This window comes from Amycolatopsis arida (assembly GCF_900115565.1).
GTDB lineage: Bacteria > Actinomycetota > Actinomycetes > Mycobacteriales > Pseudonocardiaceae > Yuhushiella > Yuhushiella arida.
The window spans coordinates 359,323-382,230 of the sequence record NZ_FOWW01000006.1 but is presented as its reverse complement, the minus strand read 5'-3'; the positions used below and the strand labels follow the sequence as shown (position 1 = coordinate 382,230).

25 protein-coding genes and 1 pseudogene are annotated in these 22,908 nt (G+C 74.0%); 8 read left to right on the top strand and 18 right to left on the bottom strand.

The window, feature by feature from the left end:
- From lipA to BM051_RS19350, 3 genes are all read right to left on the bottom strand, one after another.
- Positions 1 to 890, bottom strand: an 890-nt coding sequence (lipA, locus tag BM051_RS19360) for a lipoyl synthase (protein ID WP_092532223.1), incomplete at its 3' end; no start/stop codon positions are given.
- Between the two features lie 36 nt (positions 891 to 926).
- Entirely contained in the window at positions 927 to 1,901 is a 975-nt protein-coding gene (locus BM051_RS19355; RefSeq protein WP_092532047.1) for an oxidoreductase, read from the bottom strand.
- 69 nt (positions 1,902 to 1,970) lie between these two features.
- On the bottom strand, positions 1,971 to 2,510 hold the full coding sequence (locus BM051_RS19350; protein WP_092532044.1) for a hypothetical protein: 540 nt from the start codon (positions 2,508 to 2,510) through the stop codon (positions 1,971 to 1,973).
- Between the two features lie 132 nt (positions 2,511 to 2,642).
- Between BM051_RS19350 and BM051_RS19345 the strand changes: the two genes are divergently transcribed.
- Positions 2,643 to 3,242 (top strand): TetR/AcrR family transcriptional regulator, encoded by a 600-nt coding sequence (locus BM051_RS19345; RefSeq protein WP_092532220.1) that lies wholly within the window; start codon positions 2,643 to 2,645, stop codon positions 3,240 to 3,242.
- 25 nt (positions 3,243 to 3,267) lie between these two features.
- A complete protein-coding gene (locus BM051_RS19340) occupies positions 3,268 to 4,203 on the top strand; it encodes an LLM class F420-dependent oxidoreductase (RefSeq protein ID WP_092532041.1) in 936 nt (311 codons plus the stop codon).
- Positions 4,204 to 4,253: 50 nt separating this feature from the next.
- On the opposite strand, the gene lipB is transcribed toward BM051_RS19340, so the two are convergent.
- The 5 genes from lipB to lpdA form a co-directional block, all read right to left on the bottom strand.
- On the bottom strand, positions 4,254 to 5,006 hold the full coding sequence (gene lipB / locus BM051_RS19335; RefSeq protein WP_092532038.1) for a lipoyl(octanoyl) transferase LipB: 753 nt from the start codon (positions 5,004 to 5,006) through the stop codon (positions 4,254 to 4,256).
- 10 nt (positions 5,007 to 5,016) lie between these two features.
- A complete protein-coding gene (locus BM051_RS19330) occupies positions 5,017 to 5,664 on the bottom strand; it encodes a phosphatase PAP2 family protein (protein WP_092532035.1) in 648 nt (215 codons plus the stop codon).
- A 180-nt stretch (positions 5,665 to 5,844) separates the two neighbouring features.
- Entirely contained in the window at positions 5,845 to 6,729 is an 885-nt protein-coding gene (locus tag BM051_RS19325; protein WP_092532032.1) for a TIGR01777 family oxidoreductase, read from the bottom strand.
- A gap of 99 nt (positions 6,730 to 6,828) precedes the next feature.
- On the bottom strand, positions 6,829 to 8,673 hold the full coding sequence (gene sucB / locus BM051_RS19320; RefSeq protein ID WP_092532029.1) for a 2-oxoglutarate dehydrogenase, E2 component, dihydrolipoamide succinyltransferase: 1,845 nt from the start codon (positions 8,671 to 8,673) through the stop codon (positions 6,829 to 6,831).
- A 51-nt stretch (positions 8,674 to 8,724) separates the two neighbouring features.
- Positions 8,725 to 10,098 carry a dihydrolipoyl dehydrogenase gene (gene lpdA, locus BM051_RS19315; RefSeq protein ID WP_092532026.1) on the bottom strand — a complete coding sequence of 458 codons (1,374 nt, stop codon included), beginning with the start codon at positions 10,096 to 10,098 and terminating at the stop codon, positions 8,725 to 8,727.
- Positions 10,099 to 10,290: 192 nt separating this feature from the next.
- Here lpdA and BM051_RS19310 point away from each other — a divergent pair, with 192 nt between their 5' ends.
- Positions 10,291 to 10,665, top strand: coding sequence for an oxidoreductase (locus tag BM051_RS19310; RefSeq protein ID WP_092532023.1), 375 nt, complete (start codon positions 10,291 to 10,293; stop codon positions 10,663 to 10,665).
- Between the two features lie 116 nt (positions 10,666 to 10,781).
- Here the strand turns inward: BM051_RS19310 and BM051_RS19305 are convergent, their stop codons facing one another.
- Both BM051_RS19305 and BM051_RS19300 read right to left on the bottom strand, forming a co-directional pair.
- Positions 10,782 to 11,945, bottom strand: coding sequence for an SMI1/KNR4 family protein (locus BM051_RS19305; protein ID WP_092532020.1), 1,164 nt, complete (start codon positions 11,943 to 11,945; stop codon positions 10,782 to 10,784).
- Between the two features lie 2 nt (positions 11,946 to 11,947).
- Entirely contained in the window at positions 11,948 to 13,450 is a 1,503-nt protein-coding gene (locus tag BM051_RS19300; RefSeq protein WP_092532017.1) for a leucyl aminopeptidase, read from the bottom strand.
- 104 nt (positions 13,451 to 13,554) lie between these two features.
- Between BM051_RS19300 and BM051_RS30005 the strand changes: the two genes are divergently transcribed.
- Positions 13,555 to 14,535 (top strand): hypothetical protein, encoded by a 981-nt coding sequence (locus BM051_RS30005; protein ID WP_134045960.1) that lies wholly within the window; start codon positions 13,555 to 13,557, stop codon positions 14,533 to 14,535.
- Positions 14,532 to 15,176: a ribonuclease FAU-1 family protein gene (locus BM051_RS30000; RefSeq protein WP_243859288.1), complete on the top strand. Its 645-nt coding sequence runs from the start codon at positions 14,532 to 14,534 to the stop codon at positions 15,174 to 15,176. The genes BM051_RS30005 and BM051_RS30000 overlap by 4 nt, the downstream gene beginning before the upstream one ends.
- On the opposite strand, the gene BM051_RS30690 is transcribed toward BM051_RS30000, so the two are convergent.
- The 4 genes and pseudogenes from BM051_RS30690 to BM051_RS19275 all read right to left on the bottom strand — a co-directional run bounded on the left by BM051_RS30690 (position 15,173) and on the right by BM051_RS19275 (position 16,411).
- Positions 15,173 to 15,442, bottom strand: coding sequence for a hypothetical protein (locus BM051_RS30690; protein ID WP_424923265.1), 270 nt, complete (start codon positions 15,440 to 15,442; stop codon positions 15,173 to 15,175). The two genes, BM051_RS30000 and BM051_RS30690, sit on opposite strands and share 4 nt — an antisense overlap.
- A 280-nt stretch (positions 15,443 to 15,722) precedes the next feature.
- Positions 15,723 to 15,824: pseudogene (locus BM051_RS30685) on the bottom strand (hypothetical protein); the annotation flags it as partial.
- Between the two features lie 66 nt (positions 15,825 to 15,890).
- Positions 15,891 to 16,223, bottom strand: coding sequence for a YciI family protein (locus BM051_RS19280; RefSeq protein WP_208325858.1), 333 nt, complete (start codon positions 16,221 to 16,223; stop codon positions 15,891 to 15,893).
- Entirely contained in the window at positions 16,112 to 16,411 is a 300-nt protein-coding gene (locus tag BM051_RS19275; protein ID WP_208325859.1) for a hypothetical protein, read from the bottom strand. Before BM051_RS19275 ends, BM051_RS19280 begins: the two co-directional genes overlap by 112 nt.
- Positions 16,412 to 16,504: 93 nt before the next feature.
- On the opposite strand from BM051_RS19275, the gene BM051_RS19270 reads away from it, so the two are divergent.
- Positions 16,505 to 17,608: a branched-chain amino acid aminotransferase gene (locus BM051_RS19270; RefSeq protein WP_092532008.1), complete on the top strand. Its 1,104-nt coding sequence runs from the start codon at positions 16,505 to 16,507 to the stop codon at positions 17,606 to 17,608.
- 46 nt (positions 17,609 to 17,654) lie between these two features.
- Here the strand turns inward: BM051_RS19270 and BM051_RS19265 are convergent, their stop codons facing one another.
- Positions 17,655 to 18,512, bottom strand: coding sequence for an alpha/beta fold hydrolase (locus BM051_RS19265; protein ID WP_092532005.1), 858 nt, complete (start codon positions 18,510 to 18,512; stop codon positions 17,655 to 17,657).
- A gap of 113 nt (positions 18,513 to 18,625) precedes the next feature.
- Here BM051_RS19265 and BM051_RS19260 point away from each other — a divergent pair, with 113 nt between their 5' ends.
- Positions 18,626 to 19,213 (top strand): TetR/AcrR family transcriptional regulator, encoded by a 588-nt coding sequence (locus BM051_RS19260; RefSeq protein ID WP_092532002.1) that lies wholly within the window; start codon positions 18,626 to 18,628, stop codon positions 19,211 to 19,213.
- Between the two features lies 1 nt (position 19,214).
- Here BM051_RS19260 and cobT read toward each other — a convergent pair whose 3' ends face one another.
- Positions 19,215 to 20,303 carry a nicotinate-nucleotide--dimethylbenzimidazole phosphoribosyltransferase gene (cobT, locus tag BM051_RS19255; protein WP_424923262.1) on the bottom strand — a complete coding sequence of 363 codons (1,089 nt, stop codon included), beginning with the start codon at positions 20,301 to 20,303 and terminating at the stop codon, positions 19,215 to 19,217.
- A 45-nt stretch (positions 20,304 to 20,348) separates the two neighbouring features.
- Here cobT and BM051_RS19250 point away from each other — a divergent pair, with 45 nt between their 5' ends.
- Positions 20,349 to 21,074: an IspD/TarI family cytidylyltransferase gene (locus BM051_RS19250; protein WP_092532000.1), complete on the top strand. Its 726-nt coding sequence runs from the start codon at positions 20,349 to 20,351 to the stop codon at positions 21,072 to 21,074.
- 78 nt (positions 21,075 to 21,152) lie between these two features.
- Here the strand turns inward: BM051_RS19250 and BM051_RS19245 are convergent, their stop codons facing one another.
- Complete coding sequence (locus BM051_RS19245; protein WP_092531997.1) at positions 21,153 to 22,142, bottom strand: aldo/keto reductase family protein; 990 nt, start codon at positions 22,140 to 22,142, stop codon at positions 21,153 to 21,155.
- 65 nt (positions 22,143 to 22,207) lie between these two features.
- Positions 22,208 to 22,864, bottom strand: a complete 657-nt coding sequence (locus BM051_RS19240; RefSeq protein ID WP_092531994.1) for a DUF3043 domain-containing protein — start codon at positions 22,862 to 22,864, stop codon at positions 22,208 to 22,210.
- Between the last annotated feature and the right edge of the window lie 44 nt (positions 22,865 to 22,908).

Here is a 22,908-nt window from a genome sequence, read left to right as displayed (position 1 = left end):
CGGGCGGCGCGGTAGGAGGAGCGGACCAGTGGCCCGGCCATCACCCCGGAGAACCCCAGGGCTTCGGCGGTGCGCGCGTGCGCCACGAACTCCTCGGGCTTGACCCACCGATCCACCGGGTGATGCCGCGGCGAGGGCCGCAGATACTGGGTCAACGTGATCAGCTCACACCCCGCCTCCCGCAGATCGCGCAGCGCCGGCTCGACCTCCTCGGGGGTCTCCCCCAGCCCGAGGATGAGGTTGGACTTGGTCACCAACCCCGCCGCCCGCGCCGCGGCCAACACCTCCAGCGACCGGGAGTAGCGAAACGCGGGCCGGATCCGCTTGAACACCCGCGGCACCGTCTCCAGATTGTGCGCCAACACCTCCGGCCCCGACGAGAACACCTCACCGAGCTGGTCGGGGTTGCCGGTGAAGTCCGGGATCAACAACTCCACCCCCGCCCCCGGACACTCCGCGTGAATCCGCCGGACGGTCTCGGCATACAGCCACGCACCCCCATCCGCCAGATCATCCCGCGCCACCCCCGTCACCGTGGCATACCGCAACCCCATACTGGCCACACTCGCCGCGACCCGCCGCGGCTCGTCGACGTCCAGCTCAGCCGGACGCCCCGTGTCGATCTGACAGAAATCACACCGCCGCGTGCACTGATCCCCCCCGATCAGAAACGTCGCCTCCCGATCCTCCCAACACTCATAAATATTCGGACACCCCGCCTCCTCACACACCGTGTGCAAACCCTCCCGGCGCACCAAGCCCTTCAACTCGGTGAACTCCGGACCCATCCGCACCCGCGTCCGAATCCACGACGGCTTCCGCTCAATCGGCGTCTCGCTGTTACGAACCTCCAACCGCAACAACCGACGACCCTCAGGCGACGCACTCACGGGGCCCAGCCTACGCCCGCGCCGGGCGTCGTCCGATCAGGCGGGATCGGGGGTGACGCCGGTGAGCTTGGCGGTGAGCTCCCACAGCCCGGCGCCGGTCTCCGGCTTCAGCGCGCGGCCCAGCGGGCGGCCGACGACCGGGTGACCGCGCACCCCGCGCAGCCCGTCCGGCCCGACGTAGTCGCCGCCGGCGATCTCGGGTGCGGTGGCGGCGTGCAGCTGGGGGAGGGTGCCCATCCGCACGCTCTGCCCGAGCAGCAGCTCCCCGATCCGCACCCCGCCGCCGACGACCGTCCGGATCAGTGGGTTGTCGTACGAGCGCGCCATGGCCGAGCCGAGCCCGGTCACCGTGTAGCCCGGGTGGGCGGCGACGCTGAGGATCTGCTCGCCGGCCGCCCGCAGCCGCCGGTCGAGCTCCACCGCGAACACCTGGTTGGCCAGCTTGGCCTGCCCGTAGGCGGCGGCGGGGTTGTACCCCCGGCGCTCGAAGTTCGGGTCGTCCAGGTCGATCTGCCCTGTGGTGGCGGCCATGCTGGACACCGTCACCACTCGCGGCCGGTCGTCGGAGCGCGCGGCGTCGCGCAGCGCCGGCATGAGCAGCCAGGTGAGGGCGGCGTGGCCGAGGTGGTTGGTGCCGAACTGCAGCTCGAACCCGTCCTTGGTGCGGCGCAGCGGCGTGCCCATCACCCCGGCGTTGTTCACCAGCAGGTGGAGGCCGTCCCCGGTGCGGTCGCGGACCTGGCGGGCCGCGTCCCGCACCGAGGCCAGGTCGGCGAGGTCGAGCGGGACCAGTTCGGGCTGGTTGCCCGCACCGGCGAGCCGCGCCACCCGGTCCAGCGCGCCGGCGCCCCGCTCGGCCGAGCGGCAGGCGAGCAGGACCTTGGCACCCCTGGTGGTCAGTACCTCGGCGGTGCGCAGGCCGAGCCCGGAGTTCGCGCCCGTGACGAGGGCGACGCGCCCGGCCTGGTCCGGAATGTCGTTCTCGGTCCATTTCCTGGCCTGGGAGACCATGGATCCACCTAACTACAGTCGATGGGAAAGCGCCATACCGGCGGTAGGCGGGCTGTGGCCCGATTCGATTCAGGCGGTGGGCGCGAGCTTCCGCAGCAACTGGTCGACCGGGTGGCGCCAGCGGCTTGCCGCCCGGTCGGGTTGGTGCCGCAGCAGGGTGCGCAGTGCCGCGCCGACCCTGGCCGTGTCCTCGGCGGGCTCGTACGGCTCGGCCAGCCCGGCGGCGACCGCCAGCATTCCCAGCTCGGTCCGCCGAGCCGCACGAACCGTGGGGTGGCGGTCCCCATGCGCGTCGAGCAGGGCCGCCAGCGTCGGATGTTCCCGTACCGCGGCGTGCCAGGCCCTGCCCACCGCGTCGACCTGGTCGGCGTCGCGGCCGGGTGGCAGGTCGGCCGCGTCCTCCGGCCCGGCGACCTCGGCGCGCAGCTGGCCGCTCAACAGCTGGGTCCAGCGGTGCTGCAGGGCGAGCAGCAGGCTCTCCGGGGTGCCGAAGGTCTCGACGGCGCCGGGCACCTCGGCGAACGGCAGCGGACCGGCGGGGTCGTGCCGCGCCCTCCGCAGGACCTCGGCCATGACGTCGCGCCGCCGGTAGAAGTCGCTCCAACTCATGGTCTGCGTCCCCTCCCCGTGACCCGGGCCATACCGCGGGTTTGCGGCATACTCCCAGTACGGACTTGGCGTAGCAAACATACCACGAGTACGGGAATGGCGGCGTGCCGTAGAGTTGTGAACGTGGTGACGGTGAGGTCCAGGCGGCTCGACTACTCGGAGTCCACCCGCTCGGCACTGGTGGACAGCGCGGTCGAGCTCTTCACCAAGCGTGGGTACGCGGGCACGTCGCTGGACGAGATCGCGAAGCGGGCGAGGGTGACCAAGGGCGCCCTGTACCACCACTTCAGCGGGAAGCAGGCGCTGTTCGAGGCGGCGTTCGACGCGGTCGAGACGCTGTGCCTGCACCGATTGGAGAAGATCGTGCTCGGCCCCGGCGCGCCGTGGGAGCGGGCGATCAACGGCATCCGGGAGTTCCTCCGCAACTGCCTCGACCCGGCCTACCAGCGCATCGTCATCCACGAGGCGCCGGTCGTGATGGGCTGGGAGCGCTGGCGGGAGGCCGAGGACCACTTCAGCTTCGGGCTGATCCGGGCGAGCCTGCAGGCGTTGATCGACGCGGGGGAGCTGGACGACCTCCCGGTGGAGATCACCGCCCGGCTGCTCTACGGTGCGCTGTGCTCGGCGGCGACCACCATCGCCAGCTCGGCCGAGCCGAAGAAGGTCAGCGCCGAGGTGGAGACGGCGATCGTGCGGTTGCTCGAGCGGATCCGTCGTCCCGCCATGCGATGACCGGTCGGCTACTACGCTGGTCCTCGTGGAACTGAGGATCTTCACCGAGCCCCAGCAGGGGGCCAGCTACGACGACCTGGTGCGGGTGGCGAAGGCGACCGAGGACGCCGGCTTCGACGCCTTCTTCCGCTCCGACCACTTCCTGAAGATGGGATCCGTGTCCGGCCTCCCCGGGCCCACCGACGCCTGGATCACCCTCGCCGGGCTCGCCAGGGAGACGTCCCGGATCCGGCTCGGCACCCTGGTGACCGCCGCGACGTTCCGGCACCCCTCGGTGCTGGCGATCTCGGTGGCGCAGGTGGACCAGATGTCCGGTGGCCGGGTGGAGTTCGGCCTCGGCTCCGGCTGGTACGTCGACGAGCACACCGCCTACGGCATCGAGCTGCCGGAGATGAAGGAGCGGTTCGACCGGTACGCCGAGCAGCTCGAGATCATCACCGGCCTGTGGGAGACCCCGGAGGGCGAGACGTTCTCCTTCGGCGGCGACCACTACCGGCTGGTGGACGCGCCGGCCCTGCCGAAGCCGGCGCAGCGGCCGCGCCCGCCGGTGATCATCGGCGGTGCCGGCAAGCGGCGCACGCCGGCGCTGGCCGCCCGGTTCGCCGACGAGTTCAACCTGCCGTTCCAGGACTCCGACACGGCGCGGGCGCAGTTCGACCGGGTCGCGGCCGCCGCGGAGGCGGCCGGCCGGGATCCGAAGGAGATCGTTCGCTCCGCCGCGCTCGTGGTGGCCGTCGGCCGGGACGAGGCGGAGGTGGCGCGCCGCGCGGCGGCCATCGGCCGTGAGGTCGACGAACTGCGCGGCAACGGCGTGGCCGGGACACCGGCCGAGGCGGTCGACACGATCGGCCGGTGGCGGGAGCGCACCGGGATCACCCGCCTCTACCTGCAGGTGCTGGACCTGAGCGACCTCGACCATCTCGAGCTGATCGCCGCCGAGATCATGCCCCGGCTGGGCTGAGCGCTCCCGTCCCGGGAAGGCCCTGAATCCCCTCGCTCGTGCGGCGGTCTTCAGGGCACCCGGGTCGGGGTGGCGTCGCAGAGCGCGGTGGGCGTGGGCTGCTCGGTGCGGCGTAGCCAGCGGTCGTCGCTCACCGGGAGCGCGCCGTCGAGCGCGGCCAGCACGGCGTCCCTGGCCACCGGCAGCACCTCGGCCACCGGCACGTCCCGGCCCAGCTCGCGGCTGAGCGAGGTGACCCCGGCGTCCCGGATGCCGCACGGCACGATCTTGTCGAACGCGTGGAGGTCGGCGTCGCAGTTGAGCTCGAACCCGTGCATGGTCACGCCGCGCTGTACCCGGATGCCGATGGCGGCGATCTTGCGTTCCGGCCCGCGGTGGTCGGCCGGCACCCACACGCCGCTGCGGCCCTCGACCCTGCCGGTGAGCACGCCGAACCGGTCGCACACCGAGATCAGCGCCTCCTCCAGGCGCCGCACGAAGTGCACCACGTCGATCGGGTCGGCGAGGCGGATGATCGGGTACCCGACGAGCTGTCCCGGACCGTGCCAGGTGATCTTGCCGCCGCGGTCCACGTCGATCACCGGGGTGCCGTCGACCGGCCGATCGGCCGGCTCGGTGCGCTTGCCCGCGGTGTACACCGAGGGGTGCTCGAGCAGCAGCAGGGTGTCGGGTCCGCTGCCGTCGGCCCGCGCGGTGGCGCGGTCCCGCTGCAGGTCCCACGCCTCCAGGTAGTCGATCGTGCCGACCTCCCGCACGTCGACGGGATCGGTGGTGGCACGGCAGGACACGGCTGAACCAGTCACGACAGCGAGGCTAGTCGTCGCGCGGCCCGACCGACACCCGGTCCCGGCCCGCGGGCAGCAGTCCGAGGCCGGCGCAGGTGAGCAGGCCGAACCCGATGACGGCGAGTACCGCGCCGATGGTGTCGGTGAGCCAGTGCACGCCGAGCGCGATCCGCGCCGCCGCGGCGAGCGCCGTGGCCACCACCGCCAGCGCCACCATCCGGCGCAGCAGCCGCGGCGCCAGCCACGCGCACAGCACCACCAGCGCGAAGCCGGCACCGGCCACCGACACGACGTGCCCGCTCGGGAAGCTCGCCTCCGGGTACACCCGTGGCCGCTGCCGGTCGAACACCGGCTTGAACACGACGCTCGTGGCCCGGCACACCGCGAGCACCACGGCCACCCGGATCAGCAGCCCGGCGGTGCGGTGCTCGCCCCGCCGCCACAACAGGGCCGCGCCGGCGAGCAGCACCACGCCGAGCAGCGTGGGCAGCACCGGGCCGAGCACGGCGCCGGCCAACTCGGCCGCCCGGCCGAGCGGCCCCGTCCACCGGGTGCCCACCAGGTCCTCGACGGCGGCGTCCACCCCGCCGTGCCCGGCGTGGACCAGCACGCCGAGCAGCACGAACGCGGCCACCAGCACACTGCCGGTCACCGCGACCCGCGCCCGCCCGCTCACAGCGCCGCCTCCCCGGAACTCACCCCGTTGGTCGCGTTGGGCAGTGAGCGTTCGGCTCGGTCACGTACTTGTGGCTGGGTTGCGTCACGGTCCCCTGAGGTGACGGTTCCCGAGGTCGATACAAGGTGTATCACTGGTGCACCTCTCCGACGTGACTCATGCGACGACTCGGGCTCTGACTCAGACGACGGCCGACAGCGCCGCGCGCAGGTCCGGGTGGGCGAACGCGAAGCCGGCGCGGCGCAGTGCTCCTGGCACGGCTCGTGGCCCCGTGAGGAGCATCTCGTCGGCGCCCGCGCCGAACACCAGCCGCAGCATGGGTGCCGGCACCCACCAGGGCGCCGGCCGGTGCAGCGCCGCGGCGAGTGCCCTGGTGAACTCGGCGTTGGTCACCTGTTCCGGGGCGATCAGGTTCACCGGGCCGCGCAGCTGGTCGGAGTCCAGCGCGAGCCGGACGGCGGCCACGTGGTCGGTCAGGCTGATCCACGGGAAGTACTGGGCGCCGCTGCCGAGCCGGCCGGCGAGGCCCAGCCGGAACAGCGGTGTGAGCAGGCCGAGCAGCCCGCCCTCGGGGGCGAGCACGGGCGCGGTGCGCAGCAGCACCACCCGCGCGCCGGCCCGTGTCGCGGCCGCCGTGGCGCCCTCCCACGCCGCGCACAGCTCGGCGAGGAACCCGCGGCCGACCGGTGCCGACTCGTCCACCACGGTGCTGCCGGTGTCGCCGTAGAAGTTGATTCCCGACCCGTTCACCAGCACCGGGATGCCGTGCTCGGCCACCGCGTCGGCCAGCACCTCGGTGGGCTCCACCCGGCTGTCGAGCAGCACCTGCTTGCGTGCCGCGCTCCACCGGCCGCCGGCCAGCGGCGCGCCGCAGAAGTTGACCACGGCGTCCACCCCGGCGAAGGCGGCGTCGTTGACCCGCCCCGCCGGAGGGTCCCAGCCGTGCTCGTCCGGGGCCGCCGCGGGCCGGCGGACGAGCCGGCGCACCTCGTGCCCCTCCGCGCGCAGCCGTCGCCGCAGCGCGGTGCCGAGCAGGCCGCTCGAGCCGGCGATGAGAACCCGCATGAGCCCAGCTAAACACACCCGGGAGGGGTGCCCTTCGCGCGGACACCCCTCCCGGGTGAGTGATGGTCGCGGAGCGCCCCACGGCGTCCGCGGCCCGTCCTACAGGCCGAGCTCGTCCTCGAAGTTGCCCTCCTCGAGCCGCTGCTTGATGGTGGTGATGAAGCGGCCGGCGTCGGCACCGTCGATCAGCCGGTGGTCGTAGGTGAGCGGCAGGTACGTCATCGACCGGATGGCGATGGCGTCGTTGCCGTCGGCGTCGGTGACCACCACCGGGCGCTTGACCACGGCGCCGGTGCCGAGCATCCCCGACTGCGGCTGCACGATGATCGGCGTGTCGAACAGGGCGCCGTTGCTGCCGATGTTCGTGATCGTGAAGGTGCCGCCGGTGAGCTCGTCCGGGGTGACCCGGTTGGTGCGCGCTCGCTCGGCGAGGTCGGCGATCCGGTGCGCGAGCCCGGCGAGGTTCAGCTCGTCCGCGTCCTGGATGACCACGGAGAGCAGCCCACGCTCGGTGTCCACCGCGATACCGAGGTGCACCGCGCCGTGGTAGGTGATCTCCCTGGTCTCCTCGTTGTACGAGGCGTTGACGTTCGGGTGCTGCTTGAGCGCCTCCACCGTCGCCTTGGCGAAGAACGGCAGGAACGTCAGGTTCACGCCCTCCCGCTCACGGAAGGCCGCCTTCGCCCGCTGGCGCAGCGTCGCGATCTTGGTGACGTCGACCTCGTGCACCTGGGTGAGCTGCGCCGAGATCTGCAGCGACTCCTTGGTCTTGGCCGCGGTGATCTGCCGGATCCGGCTGGCCTTCTGCACCGTGCCGCGTAGCCCCGCCTTGTCCGGCGCCGGCTCGGCGGTCCTGGCCGCGGGCGCGGCCGCGGCCGGCCGGGCCTGCTCCTGGCGCGGGGCGGCCTGCTGGGCACTGCGCTGCCGCTCCTCGACCGCGGCCAGCACGTCCTGCTTGCGGATCCGCCCGCCGACCCCGCTGCCGGTGACGGTGTTGAGGTCGATGTCGTGCTCGGCGGCGAGCTTGCGCACCAGAGGGGTGACGTAGGGCGTGCCCGCACCGTCGCCCGACGGTGCGGCCGCCGGCTCGGGCCGGGCCTCCTGGCGCGGCTGGGGCTGCGGCTCCGGCCGGGGCTCGGGCTTCGGCTCGGGCCGGGGCTCGGGCCTCGGCTCCGGTCGGGCTTCCTGGCGCGCCGGGGTCTCCTGCTGGGGCTGGGCCTCCTGACGCGGCTCCGGCTTCGGCTCGGGCTTCGGCTCGGGGGCCTCGTCGGACGGCTGGGCGCCCCGGTCACCGACCACCGCGAGCTGGCCGCCGACCTCGACGGTCTCGTCCTCCCGGACGTTGATCTCCAGGACGGTGCCGGCCACCGGGGAGGGGACCTCGGTGTCGACCTTGTCGGTGGAGATCTCCAGCAGTGGCTCGTCCACCTCGACGGTGTCACCGACCTGCTTGAGCCACCGGGTGACGGTGCCCTCGGTGACGCTCTCGCCGAGCTCGGGCAACCGCACCGGGGTGCCGCCGCCATCACCGCCCGCTGACGGCGCGGACTCCGCCCGCGCCGGCTCGGGCTCGGGCCGGGTCTCCTCCCGCGGGGCCTCCCGCCGGGGGGCTTCCTGCTGGGGGGCCTCCTGCTGGGGGGGCTCCTGCTGGGCCGGCTCCTGCCGCGCGGGCTCCTGGCGGTCGCCGCCGGCGGCCTCCCCGCCCGAGCCGTCGTCGATCACCGCGAGCTCGCCGCCGACCTCGACGGTCTCGTCCTCACGGGCCACGATCCGGGCCACCACGCCGGCCACCGGGGAGGGGACCTCGGTGTCGACCTTGTCGGTGGAGATCTCCAGCAGTGGCTCGTCCACCTCGACGGTGTCGCCCTCCTGCTTCAACCACCGGGTGACGGTGCCCTCGGTGACGCTCTCGCCGAGCTCCGGCAGTGTGACGGAGTAGGCCATCGTTCGCTGACTCCCTTACGTCTGGATGGGGGATGAGGTGGTGCCGCGGCGTCAGCTGTGCACGTGCAGTGGCTTGCCGGCCAGGGCAAGGTGCGCTTCGCCGAGGGCCTCGGTCTGGGTCGGGTGGGCGTGGATCAGCGGGGCGACGTCCTCCGGGAACGCCTCCCAGTTGTAGATCAGCTGCGCCTCGCCGATGAGCTCGCCGACCCGGTCGCCGACGAGGTGCAGGCCGACCACCGGGCCGTCCGGCGCCTTGACCAGCTTGACCGCACCCGAGGTCTTGAGGATCTGGCTCTTGCCGTTGCCGCCGAGGTCGTAGGTGAAGGTCTGCACGCCGGAACCGTACTTCTCCTTCGCGGCGTCCTCGCTGAGGCCGACCGAGGCCACCTCCGGGTGCGAGTAGGTCACCCGCGGGATGCCCGCCTCGTCGATCGGCCGCGGGTCCAGCCCGGCGATCTCCTCGGCCACGAAGATGCCCTGCTGGAAGCCGCGGTGGGCGAGCTGGAGGCCGGGCACGATGTCGCCGACGGCGTAGACGTTGGGCAGGTTGGTGCGCAGCCGCTCGTCGGTGGGGACGAAGCCGCGATCCATCGCCAGCCCGGCCTCCTCGTAGCCGTGGCCGGCGGTGTTCGGGCCCCGGCCCACGGCGACCAACAGCAGGTCGGCCTCGAACGTCTCGCCGGACTCCAGCGACACGGTGACGCCGTTGTCGTCCTGCTTCGCCCCGGTGAACCGGACGCCGGTCTTGAAGTTGATCTTCCGGCGGCGGAAGGCGCGCTCGAGCTGCTTGGAGGCGAACTCGTCCTCGTTCGGCACCAGCCGGGGCAGCGCCTCGACGATCGTGACGTCGACGCCGAAGGAGGCCCACACGCTGGCGAACTCGACACCGATCACCCCGCCACCGAGGACGACGACCTTCTCCGGGATGTAGTCCAGGGTGAGCGCGTCGTCGCTGGTGATGATCCGGCCGCCGAGCTCGAGCCCGGGCAGCGACTTGGCGTAGGAGCCGGTGGCCAGCAGGAGGTTCTTGCCGGTGTGGCGTTGGCCGTCCACCTCGACGGTGGTGCCGCCGACGAACGTGCCGGTGCCCTCGACGAGGTTCACCTTGTGCGCCTTGGCCAGGCCCTGCAGGCCCTTGTACAGGCGCGAGACGATCGATTCCTTGTACTTGTTGACCCCGGCGATGTCGACGCCGTCGAAGGTGGTCTTGACGCCGAACTGCTCGCTGTCGCGCGCCGAGTCGGCGACCTCCGCCGCGTGCAGGAGTGCCTTGGTCGGGATGCAGCCGCGGTGCAGGCAGGTCCCACCCAGTTTGTCCTTCTCGATCAGGGTGACGGAAAGGCCCAGCTCGGCCGCGCGGAACGCCGCGGCATAGCCGCCCGATCCGCCGCCGAGGATCACTAGGTCGGCGGAGGTGTCGGTCACGTCGGTAACTCCTCGACAAGCAGGTTGTGGTGCTCAGTTGGTGTTGCTCGAGTCGTCCGCCCGGCGCCGTTCGGCCCCGGCAGCACACCTCATCTTGTCACTACGTGCGGCAAGCTTGCGACCGAGCCGGGTGCGGGGCATGTCACCCGGGATAATGACCTTGGGTCGATCGTGGGCGCTGACGGAGAAGAGGTGGTCGACGTGGGACTTTTCGACTCGTTGCGTAGACGGCGCGGGGGCGGGCGGCGCCCCGGCACGCTGCGGGGATCGACCGACGCGGACACCCGGCACCTCGACGAGTGGGCCGAGTCGCGGCGGGGTGTCGAGGCCTTCGTCGAGCCGCGCACGACGGTCACCGAGACCACGGTCGTGCTGGTCGCCCACGACGGCGAGTGGACGAGGCGGCGGATCGGCAGTTTCGAGGCCGCCGTGCGGTTCGCCCGCAAGCGGGCCATGCCGGTGTACGAGGTCGCCAAGGTCGGCTACCCCCAGCGGATGCGGGACTACACCGAACGGCAGAAGATCCTCCAGCGCCGCCGCGAGCGCGGCGACAACCCGCCCCGCTGACGCTGTGTCCGCGTTCTGTGCACGCGTGTCGGCGTCGCACGACGCCGACACGCGTGCACGAACCGCGGACACGCGTGCACGAACCGCGGACACGCGTGCGGGAAGCGCGGACACGGTCAGGCGCTGTCCTCGAGCAGGCGGAGGTGCTCCTCCAGCAGCGCGCGGAAGCACGGGTGCGCGGTGGTGCCGAGCACGTGGTCGTGCTCCTCGGCGCGCCAGCCGTCCCGGCCCCACGCCAGGGTGATGACGGCGAACTCCCCGGCAGGGTCGCTCACCACCAGCCGACCGGGCGCCGGGGAGTGGGTCCGGCTCGCGTTCACCTGAACCAGCTCCGCCGCGCCGAGCAGCCGGGGGAACACCACGTCCGCGGGTAGCCCGTCGCAGGTCCGCAGGAACGCGCGGTAGTCGGCGGGCAGCCGCACGCCCAGTTCCCGCTCGACCGTGGCCAGCCGGTCCGCCGGCACCGGCGCGGGCGGCGGACCGGGCTCGCCGCGCAACCGGAGGATCCGCTCGACCAGCTCCGTCCACGAGCAGGGGACCGGCGCCGGGAAGCGCACCCGCAACGCGGCGGTCACCTGGTCCGCGCAGTCGCGGGCCCAGTCGGCGGAGATGTCCAGCGCCCGGCCGAGCGCCCCGGCCCGCAGCAACCCGGCCAGCGCCGGCCGCGCCGCCAGCCGGGCCACGTCCGGGTGGAAGGCGGCTCGCCGGGCCCACCGCTCGATCGCCGCGACCGCACCGTCGGCGTCGCCCGCCTCGGCCCGCCGTTCCACCTCGTCCACCAGGCCCTCTGACGGGTCCCGGGTGGTGCCGGGCGGATCGTGGCCGAGCTGGCGGGCCAACCCGGCCACGAGCCGCCCGACCACGTCGTCGTCCGGTGCGGCCGCCGGCGCGGTGTCCGCCACGTCATCGGCGTCCGGGGAACTCCCGTCGCGAAAGCCGCTCGGCCACGGGCCGGCCTCCCGGGAGCCCGCGCGGGTGGAGGGGTGCGGGCCGCGGGGTTCCGCGTCGGCGAGCGGCAGCCCCTCGGCCCACGTCGGACGGGTTCCCCTGGCCGCGAGCAGGACCGCCCACGCCCGCGCCGCCGCGTCGGTGAGCCCGGCGGCCGGCCGTCCCGTCGCGGCGACCCACCGCTCGACCACCCGGTCCGACTCGGCGGCGAAGCCCGCGGCCGCCAGCAGCAGCGCCGCGTGGCCGACCGCCGCGTCCACCCGCGCGTCGCCGCCGGTGAGCACGTCCTGGGTGACCGAGTCGGGGTAGCGCCCGGCGGCCCAGCCGGACACGGTCAGCCGTTGTCGGCGATGTCCGCCAGCACCGCGGCGATGGTGCGCACCGGCACCCCGGTGCCGCCCTTCGGGGTGTAACCCCATGGCCCGGACGTGTTGAACGCCGGCCCGGCGATGTCGATGTGCACCCAGGGCAACCCCTCGGCCACGAACTCCCGCAGGAAGACGCCGGCGACGAGCATCCCGGCCCACCGCTGCCCGGTCACGTTGGTCAGGTCGGCCAGCCGCGACTCCAGGTCGGCGCGCAGCTCGTCCGGCAGCGGCATGGCCCAGCCGCCCTCGCCGGTGGCCCGCGCGATGCCGGCCACCCGGTCGCGGAACTCGTCGGAGCCCATGACGCCGGCGGTGCGGTTGCCGAGCGCGACGATCTGCGCCCCGGTCAGCGTGGACGTCTCGATGAGGTAGTCCGGGCCGTCCTCGGCGGCGCGCACGATCGCGTCGGCCAGGATCAGCCGGCCCTCGGCGTCGGTGTTGAGCACCTCGACCGTCTTGCCGCCGTACATGCTCAGCACGTCACCGGGCCGGTACGCGGTGCCCGAGGGCATGTTCTCCGCCAGTGGGATGGTCGCGGTCACCTCGAGCGGGTACTTCAGCTTCGCGGCGAGCACCACCGACGCGAGCACGGCCGCGGCCCCGGACATGTCCGAGGTCATGTGGTCCATGTTGGCCGCCGGCTTGATCGAGATGCCGCCGGTGTCGAAGGTGACGCCCTTGCCGACCAGCGCGACCTTCTTCTTCGCCTTGGCGCCGCGGTAGGTCAGCCGCACCAGCCGCGGCGGTCGCGCGGAGCCGCCGCCGACCCCCAGGATGCCGCCGAAGCCCTTGCGCTTGAGGGCCTTCTCGTCGAGCACCTCGACGGTCAACTCGTGCGTCTCGGCCAGCTTCCTCGCCCGCTCGGCGAAGGAGGCGGGGAACAGGTCGTTGGGCGGGGTGTTGATCAGGTCCCTGGCGATCATCACCGACTCGGCGATGGCGCCGGCCGCCTTGAGCGTCGCCTTGTGCTCGCGGGCGGCGCCCCCGTCCGGGCTCGCCACGTCCAGCGTGGCCACCGGCGCGTCGCCGGGCTCGGACTTGTACCCGGTGAAGGCGTAGCCGCCGAGCACGGTGCCCTCGACGGCCGCCTGCAGGTTGATCGCGGACAGCGTGGTGAGGGCCCGCTTGGTGCCCACCAGTGCCCTGCCGGTGGCGCCGGCGGCGCGCCGGACCTGCTCCGCGGTGATCCCGCCCTCGGCCGGCTTGCCGAGGCCGGCCGCCAGCACCACCGCCGCCGGCAGCCTGCCGAGGGTGGGCAGCTTGACGACCTCCTCGGCCTTGCCGGTGGCGCCGAGCGCGCCGAGCACGTCGACGAGGTCACCGCCGAGCGCGGCCGCCACGGCCTCCGCCCCGGGGGCGAGCTCCAGCCCGTCGGCGCCCTGCACCGTCCCGATCACGATGGCGTCGGCCTTGGTCTTGGCCAGTGCCGCCTCGGTGTTGTCGGTCAGGGCTAGCTTCGGCACGGTCACGTCGGCTCCTCGCGCGGTCGCTCTGGTCGGGGCACCGGGCGGCTGCCCGGCCGGATCGTGAGCCATGCTAACGAGGAACGCGGGGGATCGGGGACGGAGGTCGTGTGCTCCTTGCCGTGGGGTTGCTGGTCGTGCCCGCCGTGGGTGCCGCTGTCGCGGGCTGGTGGCTGCCGCCCGCTGTCGGGCTGGCCGCCGTGCTGGCCGGGCTCGTCCGGCCGGTCCCGGCCACCGGATCCGAGGACGGCGCCACCGCCGGTGTGGTGGAGCGGGTCGATCGCGCGGTGGCGGTGGCGTTCCGGGTCGCGGTGCTCGCGCTGAGCGCGGCGGTGTTCGCCGGATACGTCGTTCCCGACGCGCGGTGGCCGGCCGCCGCCGCGTTCACCGGCGTGGCCGGCCTGGCCTGGGCGGGCGGGATGCGGCTGGACGCCTACTACCGGCGGTGGTGCGCCGGCCTGCTGCTGGCCGCGGCGGTCGTGTTCGTCGCGTTGTGCCTCGCGGTGGCGCCGGAGCGCGGGCCGGTGCCCCCGGTGGGCCCGCCCGACCGGCCGCTCGGGGTGCTGGTCGCCGCCGCGCTGGCGGTGCCGCTGTTCACCGGGGTCCGGGGCCCCGATCCGGGGAGGCACACCCGCCGGCTGCTCGGGGCGGCGGTGGTGGCGCTCGCCGTGATCGGCGCGGCGCTGTACCAGCTCGGCCCGGTCCGGTTGGGACTGTCGCCCACGTCGCTGCGGGACGTGCTCGCCGCCGCCGACGCGCGGGCGATGGCACCGGTGCTCGGCGCGGTGGTGCTGCTGGCCACGCTCCCGGCGGCGTTCGCCGCGCTGGACCGGCCGGGGGCCCAGCGCCGCCGGCTCGCGGGGTGGCTCCTGCCCGCGGTGCTGGCCGCCGCGCTGCTCGCCGGGCTCGGCGCGCCGGCGGTGCTGGCCGTGGTGGCCGTGCTCGCCCTGGTCGGCCCGCTGGTCCGGGTGCTCGGCCGGCGCGCTGCCCTGAACCGCCGCGCGTGGGCCGCCGCGGTGCTGGCGGCGCTCCTGCTCGCGGCGCTCCTGCTGTCGGCGCTGCTGTCGAGCGCGGTGGCGGGGCTGCCGTGACGGCGCGGTGGCGGCCGGGGGAGACGGCGGTGCTGCGGTTCGTCCGCCCGGACGGCAGCGCCGGCCGGCACCACCCCCTGCGGGTGTTGCGCGACGACGGCGCCACGGTGCTGGGCTGGCAGCCGGCGGGCACCCCGATCGTGGACACCCGGCTGGCCGGCGGCCGGCGGATGCGCGATGTCCCGCTGGAACAACGGTTCCGGCTGCCCCGGGTGTCCGTTGTGGACCAGTGGAGGGGCACCGGAACGCTGCGGCTGGTGCCCGGCACCGCCTGGTCGTCGGTGTGGTGGTGCTTCGGCGAGGACGGGGCGTTCCGCGAGTGGTACGTGAACCTGGAGGTCCCGGCGGGGCGCACCGCCCGCGGGCCGGACCGGATCGACGGCGTGCTGGACCTGGTGGTCGACCCGGATCGAACGTGGCGCTGGAAGGACGAGGACGAGGCCGAGGAGGCCGTGCGGGCCGGCCGGCTCACCCCGGCGTGGCTCGACCGGCTGCGCGCCGAGGGCCACCGGATCATCGGGCTGGTCGAGGCCGGCGTGTTCCCGTTCGACGGAACGTGGACCGACTTCCGCCCCGACCCGGCGTGGCCGGCGCCGACCCTGCCGCCCGACCTACTCGCCGAGCTCGGGTTGGGGAGCTAGGACGTCAGGCGGGCGATCCGGGCGCGGAGGTGGCGCCGTTCCGGGTCGCCCGTGGTGCGCGGGCTGGCCTCCTCGTACCCGGCCCTGGCGGCGGCGAGGTCGCCGGCCAGCTCGAGCAGGTGGGCGCGGACCGCGGCCAGGCGGTGGTGCCGGGCGAGCCGGGGATCCTCGTCGAGCGGGGCGAGCATCGCCAGCCCCGCGCGGGGGCCGTAGGCCATGTCCACCGCCACGGCCTGGTTCAGCCGGACGACCGCGTTGCCGGTCATGGTCCGGAGCAACCCGTACAGGCCGACGATCTGGTGCCAGTCCGTGTCCTCGGCCCGCCGGGCCGGCGCGCGGGGTGAGCGCGACCTGGGCGGTGGTGGGCAGCACCGGATGGCGGCACAGCAGCAGGAGCACGAGCGAGTCGTCACCGCTCCCGGCGGGGCCGGTCCACTCGCCCGGGTCACGCACGAACACCTCCACCTCCCGCCGCCGGCGGGACTGGTCGGCACGCGGCTGGTCGATCAGCCGCCGCGCGGCCACCCGGATCAGCCAGGGCTTCGGGTCCTCCGGCACGCCCTGCTCGGGCCACTGCCGCACGGCGGCCAGCAGCGCCTCCTGCACCGCGTCCTCGGCGAGGTCGAAGTGGCCGTAGCGCCTCGTCAACGCGCCGAGGACCCCGCGGCGCCAGCGCGCGCAGCAGGTCCTCGACGCCCTGATGGTCCACAGTGGTCATCCGTCCGCGGTCGGGTCCACCCCGATCGGCCGGACCTCCACCGTGTCCCCGATCGCCTCGACGATCCGGCCGGCGATGTCGAGGGCACGGTCGTGGCTGGCGCAGTCGCCGATCGCGAAGCTCGCCAGCACCTCCTTGGCCTCGGCGTACGGGCCGTCGACGGCGACCGCGCGGCCCTCCCGCGGTGTCAGGACATCGGGTGTCAGGACATCGGGTGTCAGGACATCGCGTAGACGATCAGTGCGAGCACGACGGTGGCCACGGTGAGGCCGATCATCGACGACCGCGGGATGTCCCGGGGAAAGACCTTGTCGTGCAGGCTGCGCCACCACACCACGCCGAAGACGGCGCCGACGATGCCCAGGAACCCGCCGAACCCGCCGGCGATCCCGTACCCGATCAGCACCACGCACCCAGCCGCGAAGGTCAGCAGCGCGGCGGCGGCGAGGGTCTTGACGTCGGACGCGGTGCCCGCGGAGACGCGGTTCGGGCCGGCGGGCTGCGATGGTGAGCTCACCAGCCCATCCTAGGGGGGACGGCGGGACATCGGGGATGGCCGCCGCGCCGGGCGGGAATGTTCTGACGTCCTACTAAGGGATATCCTCTGACCATGACGACGCCGATGTCCTTCCGCCATGTCCCCCACACCAGCCCGGCCAGCGCGGAGCGGGTGGCGGAGGTACTGGCGAACCCGGGCTTCGGGTCGAGCTTCACCGACCACATGGTGACCGTCCGCTACGCCGAGGGGCGGGGCTGGCACGACCCGCGGGTCGGCCCGTACCAGCCGCTCACCCTGGACCCGGCCACCTCGGTGCTGCACTACGCCCAGGCCATCTTCGAGGGCCTCAAGGCCTACCGCCAGCCGGACGGCTCGATCGCGGCGTTCCGCCCGGAGGCCAACGCCGCCCGGTTCCGCATCTCCGCGCGGCGGCTGGCCATGCCGGAGCTGCCGGACGAGCTGTTCCTCGCCTCGCTGCGCGAGCTGATCGCCGTCGACGGGCGCTGGGTGCCCTCCGAAGGCGAGGCGTCGCTGTACCTGCGCCCGTTCATGATCTCCACGTCCGTCGGCCTCGGGGTGAACGCCCCGGCCAGCGAGTACCTCTACGCGGCCATCGCCTCGCCGGCCGGCTCGTACTTCCCCGGGGGGGTGAAGCCGGTGACGGTGTGGTTGAGCACCGAGTACGTCCGCGCCGCCCCCGGCGGCACCGGGTTCGCCAAGTGCGCCGGCAACTACGCCGCCGCGTTCGTGGCACAGGCACAGGCCGTGCGGCAGGGCTGTGACCAGGTCGTGTGGCTGGACGCGGTCGAGCGCAAGTGGGTCGAGGAGATGGGCGGGATGAACCTGTTCTTCGTCTTCGGCTCCGGCGCCGACGCGCGGCTGGTCACCCCGGAGCTGACCGGCACGCTGCTGCCCGGCGTCACCCGCGACTCGCTGCTCACCCTCGCGAAGGACTTCGGGCTCCCCGTCGAGGAGCGGCGCATCTCCACCGAGGAGTGGCAGAAGGCCGCCGAGTCCGGCGAGCTCACCGAGGTGTTCGCCTGCGGCACGGCCGCGGTGATCACCCCGGTGGGCCGGGTGAAGCACGCCGAGGGCGAGTTCACCATCGCCGGCGGCGAGCCCGGCGAGGTCACCCTCCGCCTGCGCGCCGAGCTCACCGGCATCCAGACCGGCACCCGGCCCGACCCGCACGGCTGGCGCCACCGCCTCGACTGACCGCGGTTTCGGGTGCCCCGCCGGTTCGCGGCGGGGCACCCGGTGGTCAGCCGTGCTCCCGCCAGAACCGGCGCACCGGGCGCGCCAGGTCCGCCGGTCGCTCGGCGGGGAAGAACAGCCGCCCACCCTCGACCTCGACCAGGTCGACCACGCGCGGCAGCGTGTCCCGCAGCCAGTGCGCCCAGCGCGGCGGGAAGTTCGGGTCGTCGGTGCCCCAGACCAGCAGGGTGGGCACCGCCAACTCCTTCAGCCGTGGCTCGGCGGCCACCAGCTCCGCGGCGTCCAGCGACGTCAGCAGCCGCTCGAAGAGGCGGCCGGCCCTCTCGGTGCCGAACACCGGCTCGAGGTAGTCGCGCACGGCCTCGTCGGTGAGTCGCTCGGGGTACTGGAAGGCGCCACCGAACACGTCCTGCCGGGCCTGCTCCGGATTGGCCACGAGCTGGGCCCCGATGGCCGCCAGCTCGCCCCGACGGGCCAGCTCGACGGTCGGCCGCAACGCCTCCGGTGGCACGTTGTCGTGCGTCTCGCAGTTGGTGAGCACGAGGGTCCGCGGCAACCGAGGGTGGCGGGCGGCGAGGACCTGCGCGACGGCGCCGCCGGTGTCGTTGGCGACGAGGTCCACCTGGTCCAAGTCCAGCGCCGCGCAGAAGTCCGCGATCGCCGTCGCCAGCCCGCCCAAGGAGAGGTCCTGGTCGTCGGCGGCCGGGGACCGCCCGTGCAGGGGCAGGTCGAGCGCGAGACAGCGGCGCTCGGTGGCCAACGCCTCGAGGACGCCGGTCCACAGGTTCGCGTTCGTGCCCACACCGTGCACGAACAGGGCGGCGGGACCCCGGCCCGCGGACAGGTAGCTGAGCGGGCCGGAGCGGGTGGCGACGGTATGTCTGGTCAGGGTCGGGGCGGTCATGGGTAGGGTGCCTCCACGGAAGAGTTGGACAGACCGACTGTCGGTCTGGAGTTTTCTAGACCGACAGTCGGTCTGTCAAGTCGTGCGGCGAGACGAGCGAGGCGTGGGGACGGATGGACAAGAAACGGGAGCGTGGGCACGCCACGCGCGACCACGTGGTCACCGTGGCGACCCGGCTGTTCGCCGAGCACGGATACGACGGCACCTCCGTCGAGGCCGTGCTCCGGGAGTCCGGCCTCAGCCGCGGTGCCCTCTACCACCACTTTCCCGGCAAGGACGCCCTGTTCACCGCCGTGCTCGAGGCGCTGCACCGGCGGGTCGACGAGCGGATGGCCGCGGCCACCCGGGGCAGCTCGGACCCCGTCGCGGCGGTGCGGGCGGGTTGCGCGGCTTGGATCCGGCTCACCGGTGACCCGGCGGTGCAGCGGATCCTGCTGCTCGACGCGCCGGCCGTGCTCGGCTGGCAGCGCTGGCGTGAGCTGGACGAGCAGCACGTCCTCGGGCGGATCCGCCGTGCGCTGACCGACGCCGCCGGGGCCGGGCTGCTCGCCGCCGACCACGTCGACGTGTTCGCCCACGCCCTGCTCGCGACGATGAACGAGGTGGGGTTGATGCTGGCGCGGGCGCGGGACCACGCCGCCGCGGTCGAGCCGGCCGAGGCGGCCGTCGACGAGCTGCTCCGCCGGCTCCTCGCGCCGTAGGTCAGCGCCCCGGCGGTGGGAGCACCGGGCGGGGGACGCCCGCCTGCTCGTACGTGGCCGTCTCCGCCAGCACCCGCACGGCCATCGCCAGCAGCGGCAGCGCGGCCGCCGCGCCGGCGCCCTCGCCGAGCCGGATGTCCAGGTCCAGGAGCGGCGCCAGGTCGAGATGCTCGAGCACCAGCGGGTGGGCGGGCTCGGCGCACCGGTGCGCGGCGACCCACCACGCCGAGGCGCCCGGGGCGAGCTCCTCGGCCAGCAGTGCCGCCGCGCCCACGGCGAGCCCGTCGAGCAGCACCGGGGTGCGCCGCACGGCCGCCTGCGCGAGGAACCCGGTGAGCGCCGCGAGGTCGGCGCCACCCGCCGTGCGCAGCAGCGCCAGCGGGTCGGTCAGCACGGGCCGGGCGCGGCGCAGCGCGTCGCGGACCGCCGCGGCCTTGCGCATCCAGGCGTTGTCGTCGATGCCCGACGCCCGGCCGACCACCGCGACCGGCTCGCTGCCGGTGAGCGCCGCGACGAGGACCGAGGCCGGGGTGCTGCCACCGACCCCCAGCTGCGCGGGCAGCAGCAGGTCCGCCCCGGCGTCCACCTCGGCGTCGGCGACGGCCATGCCGGCCCGCACCGCCGCCAGTACCTCGTCGCCGGTGAGGGCGTCCTCGGTGTCGATCGACCCCGAGCCGCGGCGGACCTTGAACCGGGCCAGCTCCGGGTCGGGCGGCTCGGCGTCGACGCCCACGTCCTCCACCCGCAGCCCGGCGCCCACGGCGGCGGCCAGCACGCCGGTGACCGTCCCACCGGTGAGCAGCGCGACCACCATCCGCGCGGTGGCCTCCGGCGGATGGGCCGAGACGCCCTTGGCGGCGATGCCGTGGTCGGCGGCGAACACCACGACCCGGGGCCGGACGAACGGCCGGGGCGGCGACTGCCCCTGGCAGGCGGCGATCCATGCGCCGAGCTCCTCCAGCCGGCCGAGCGACTCGACCGGCTTGACCAGCTCGGTGTGCCGGCGCAGGGCGTCGGCCCTGGCGATCTCGTCGGGCAGCGGGAGGGTGGGGAAGGTCAGGGCTGGGTCCACGGAGCCCACGGCGTCCACGTCGTCCACGGTGGGAACGCTACCGGGTGCGCGCCGCCCGTCCGTATGCTGTCCGGCGTGCCACCCGCCTCCCCGACCGCAGCCGGTGTGGTGCTGGCCAGCGGTGCGGGCACCCGGGTCGGCGCGCGGCGGAACAAGGTGTACCTGCCGCTCGCCGGGCGCCCGCTGGTCGCCTGGTCGTTGGCCGCGTTCGCGCGCGCCCCGGACGTCGGCGTGCTGGTGCTGGTGATCCGACCGCAGGACGCCGAGCTCGCGGCGGAGGTCGCCGGCCCGGGAATCGAGGTGGTGCCCGGCGGCGCCACCCGGCAGGAGTCCGAGCTCAACGCGCTGCGCCAGCTGGCGGAGCGGATCGGCGCGGGCGCGGTGGACACCGTGCTGCTGCACGACGGCGCGCGCCCGCTGGTCTCCCCGCGGCTGGTCACCTCGGTGTTGGCCGCGGCGCGCGAGCACGGGGGAGCGGTGCCCGGGCTGACCGCCGACGACCTCGCCGCGGTCGACGGCACCGGGTCCCGCCTGGCCGGCCGGCCGCCGGGCATGCTGGTCCGGGCGCAGACCCCGCAGGGGTTCTCCGCCGCGCCCCTGCTGGCCGCCTACGAGCGTGCCGCCCGCGAGGGTTTCGCCGGCACCGACACCGCCTCGTGCGTCGAGCGGTTCACCGACCTCACGGTCCGCCGGGTGCCCGGCGAGCCGACCAACCTCAAGGTCACCTACGCGCACGACCTCGCGGTCGCCGAGCGCGTGCTCGCCGGCCGTTCGGTCGCGGCCGAGTGAGGAGGGCCAGCACGACGTCGGGCCGGTGGCCTGGGACGTCCCCGGCCACCGGCCCGTTCGTTCGATCACGAGCGACGATCAGGGGCTGACCGTCCGCCGCGGGTCGCGCTCGACGACGTCCTCGAGCACCTCGTCGATCTTGGCGAGCAGGTCGGCGTCCAGCGTCACGCCGGCGGCCTTGACGTTCTCCCGCACCTGCTCCGGCCGGGTGGCGCCGATGATCGCCGAGGCCACGTTCGGGTTCTGCAGCACCCACGCCACCGCCAGCTGGGCCTGCGTCAACCCGGCCTCCTTGGCCAGCGGCTCCAACCGCTGCACCCGCTCGAGCACCTCGTCCCGCAGGAAGCCCTTGACGAAGGTCGCGCCGCCCTTCTCGTCGGTCGCCCGCGACCCCGCCGGCGGTGGCTGCCCCGGCTTGTACTTGCCGGTCAGCACGCCCTGCGCGATCGGCGACCAGACGATCTGGCTGAGCCCCTCCCGCTCGCACGCCGGGATCACCTGGCTCTCGATCACCCGCCACAGCATGCTGTACTGCGGTTGGTTCGACACGAACGGGATCCTCAGCTCGCGGGCCAGCGCGGCGCCGCGGGTGATCTGCTCGGCCGTCCACTCCGAGACGCCGACGTAGAGCACCTTGCCCTGCCGCACCAGGTCGGCGAAGGCGAGCATCGTCTCCTCCAGCGGCACCGTCCGGTCGAACCGGTGCGCCTGGTAGAGGTCGATGTAGTCGGTCTGCAGCCGCTTCAGCGACGCGTGCGCCGACTCCATGATGTGCTTGCGGCCCAGCCCCCGGTCGTTCGGCCCGCCGGGCCCGGTCGGCCAGAACACCTTGGTGAAGATCTCCAGGCTCTCCCGGCGCTGCCCGGCCAGCCCCCGGCCGAGCACCGACTCCGCCGCGGTGTTCGCGTAGACGTCGGCAGTGTCGAAGGTGGTGATGCCGGCGTCCAGCGCGGCGTGGATGCAGGCGTGCGCCTGGTCCTCCTCCACCTGGGAGCCGTGGGTGATCCAGTTGCCGTACGAGATCTCACTGACCGAGAGGCCGCTGCGGCCGAGGCGTCGAAACTCCATGCCGGCCAGCCTAGCCGATACCTTTCGCGTTGCTAACGACCTGGAGCGCGCTCCAGCCGCCCGTCCTACCGCGGGTCGGGCACCGGGTTGCCCGGCCGCACCCGCGGCTTGGGCACCCGCAACCGCCGGATCTGGCTCGCCCGAATGAACGCGTACCAGCCGATCGAGAAGCCCTTGATGTTCTCCTTGGGGAACTTCTCCCGCACCTGCCTGGCCACCCGCCGGCCGTTGAGCACGCCCTCGACGATCATGCCGAGCAGCATCACCGTGGTCAGCAGCGTCGCGTACTGCTGCACCGCCGGGTACGGCACCAGCAACGCGATGAACACCACGATCGCCAGCGGCATGAACAGGCCCAGCACGTGCCGCCGGGAGTCGACCAGGTCACGCACGTACGCCTTCACCGGGCCGCGGTCGCGGGGCAGCAGGTAACGGTCGTCACCGGCGTTCATCCGCTCGCGACGCTCCCGCGCGGCGGCCCGGCGCTCCTCCTTGGAGACCGGGTTCTTCTTACGCAGCTCCCGGTTGCGCCGGATCGCCTCCTTGGTGCTCCGCGGCGGCGGCGCGACCGGCCCGCGGCGACGCTCCGCCTCCCGGCGCTTCGGGGTCGGCCGGCCCTTGCCCGGCGTGTACCCCCTGCCCACGTGGGTCTCGCCGCTCTCCTCGACCTCGACGGTGGCGGTGTCGGCCTCTTCGGTGCTGTTGCGGCGCAGGAACCTCACCCGATCAGGATATGGCAGCCGACCTGCGTGAGATCAGGCACCTC

Coding starts and splice junctions, on each gene's coding strand:
- BM051_RS19325 (WP_092532032.1), bottom strand. CDS start 6,729: ATGCGGGTTCTCATCGCCGGCTCGAGCGGCCTGCTCGGCACCGCGCTG.
- BM051_RS19270 (WP_092532008.1), top strand. CDS start 16,505: ATGACGACGCCGATGTCCTTCCGCCATGTCCCCCACACCAGCCCGGCC.
- BM051_RS19245 (WP_092531997.1), bottom strand. CDS start 22,142: ATGGAGTTTCGACGCCTCGGCCGCAGCGGCCTCTCGGTCAGTGAGATC.
- BM051_RS19250 (WP_092532000.1), top strand. CDS start 20,349: ATGCTGTCCGGCGTGCCACCCGCCTCCCCGACCGCAGCCGGTGTGGTG.
- BM051_RS19355 (WP_092532047.1), bottom strand. CDS start 1,901: ATGGTCTCCCAGGCCAGGAAATGGACCGAGAACGACATTCCGGACCAG.
- BM051_RS19265 (WP_092532005.1), bottom strand. CDS start 18,512: ATGACCGCCCCGACCCTGACCAGACATACCGTCGCCACCCGCTCCGGC.
- BM051_RS19260 (WP_092532002.1), top strand. CDS start 18,626: ATGGACAAGAAACGGGAGCGTGGGCACGCCACGCGCGACCACGTGGTC.
- BM051_RS19350 (WP_092532044.1), bottom strand. CDS start 2,510: ATGAGTTGGAGCGACTTCTACCGGCGGCGCGACGTCATGGCCGAGGTC.
- BM051_RS30690 (WP_424923265.1), bottom strand. CDS start 15,442: ATGACCGGCAACGCGGTCGTCCGGCTGAACCAGGCCGTGGCGGTGGAC.
- sucB (WP_092532029.1), bottom strand. CDS start 8,673: ATGGCCTACTCCGTCACACTGCCGGAGCTCGGCGAGAGCGTCACCGAG.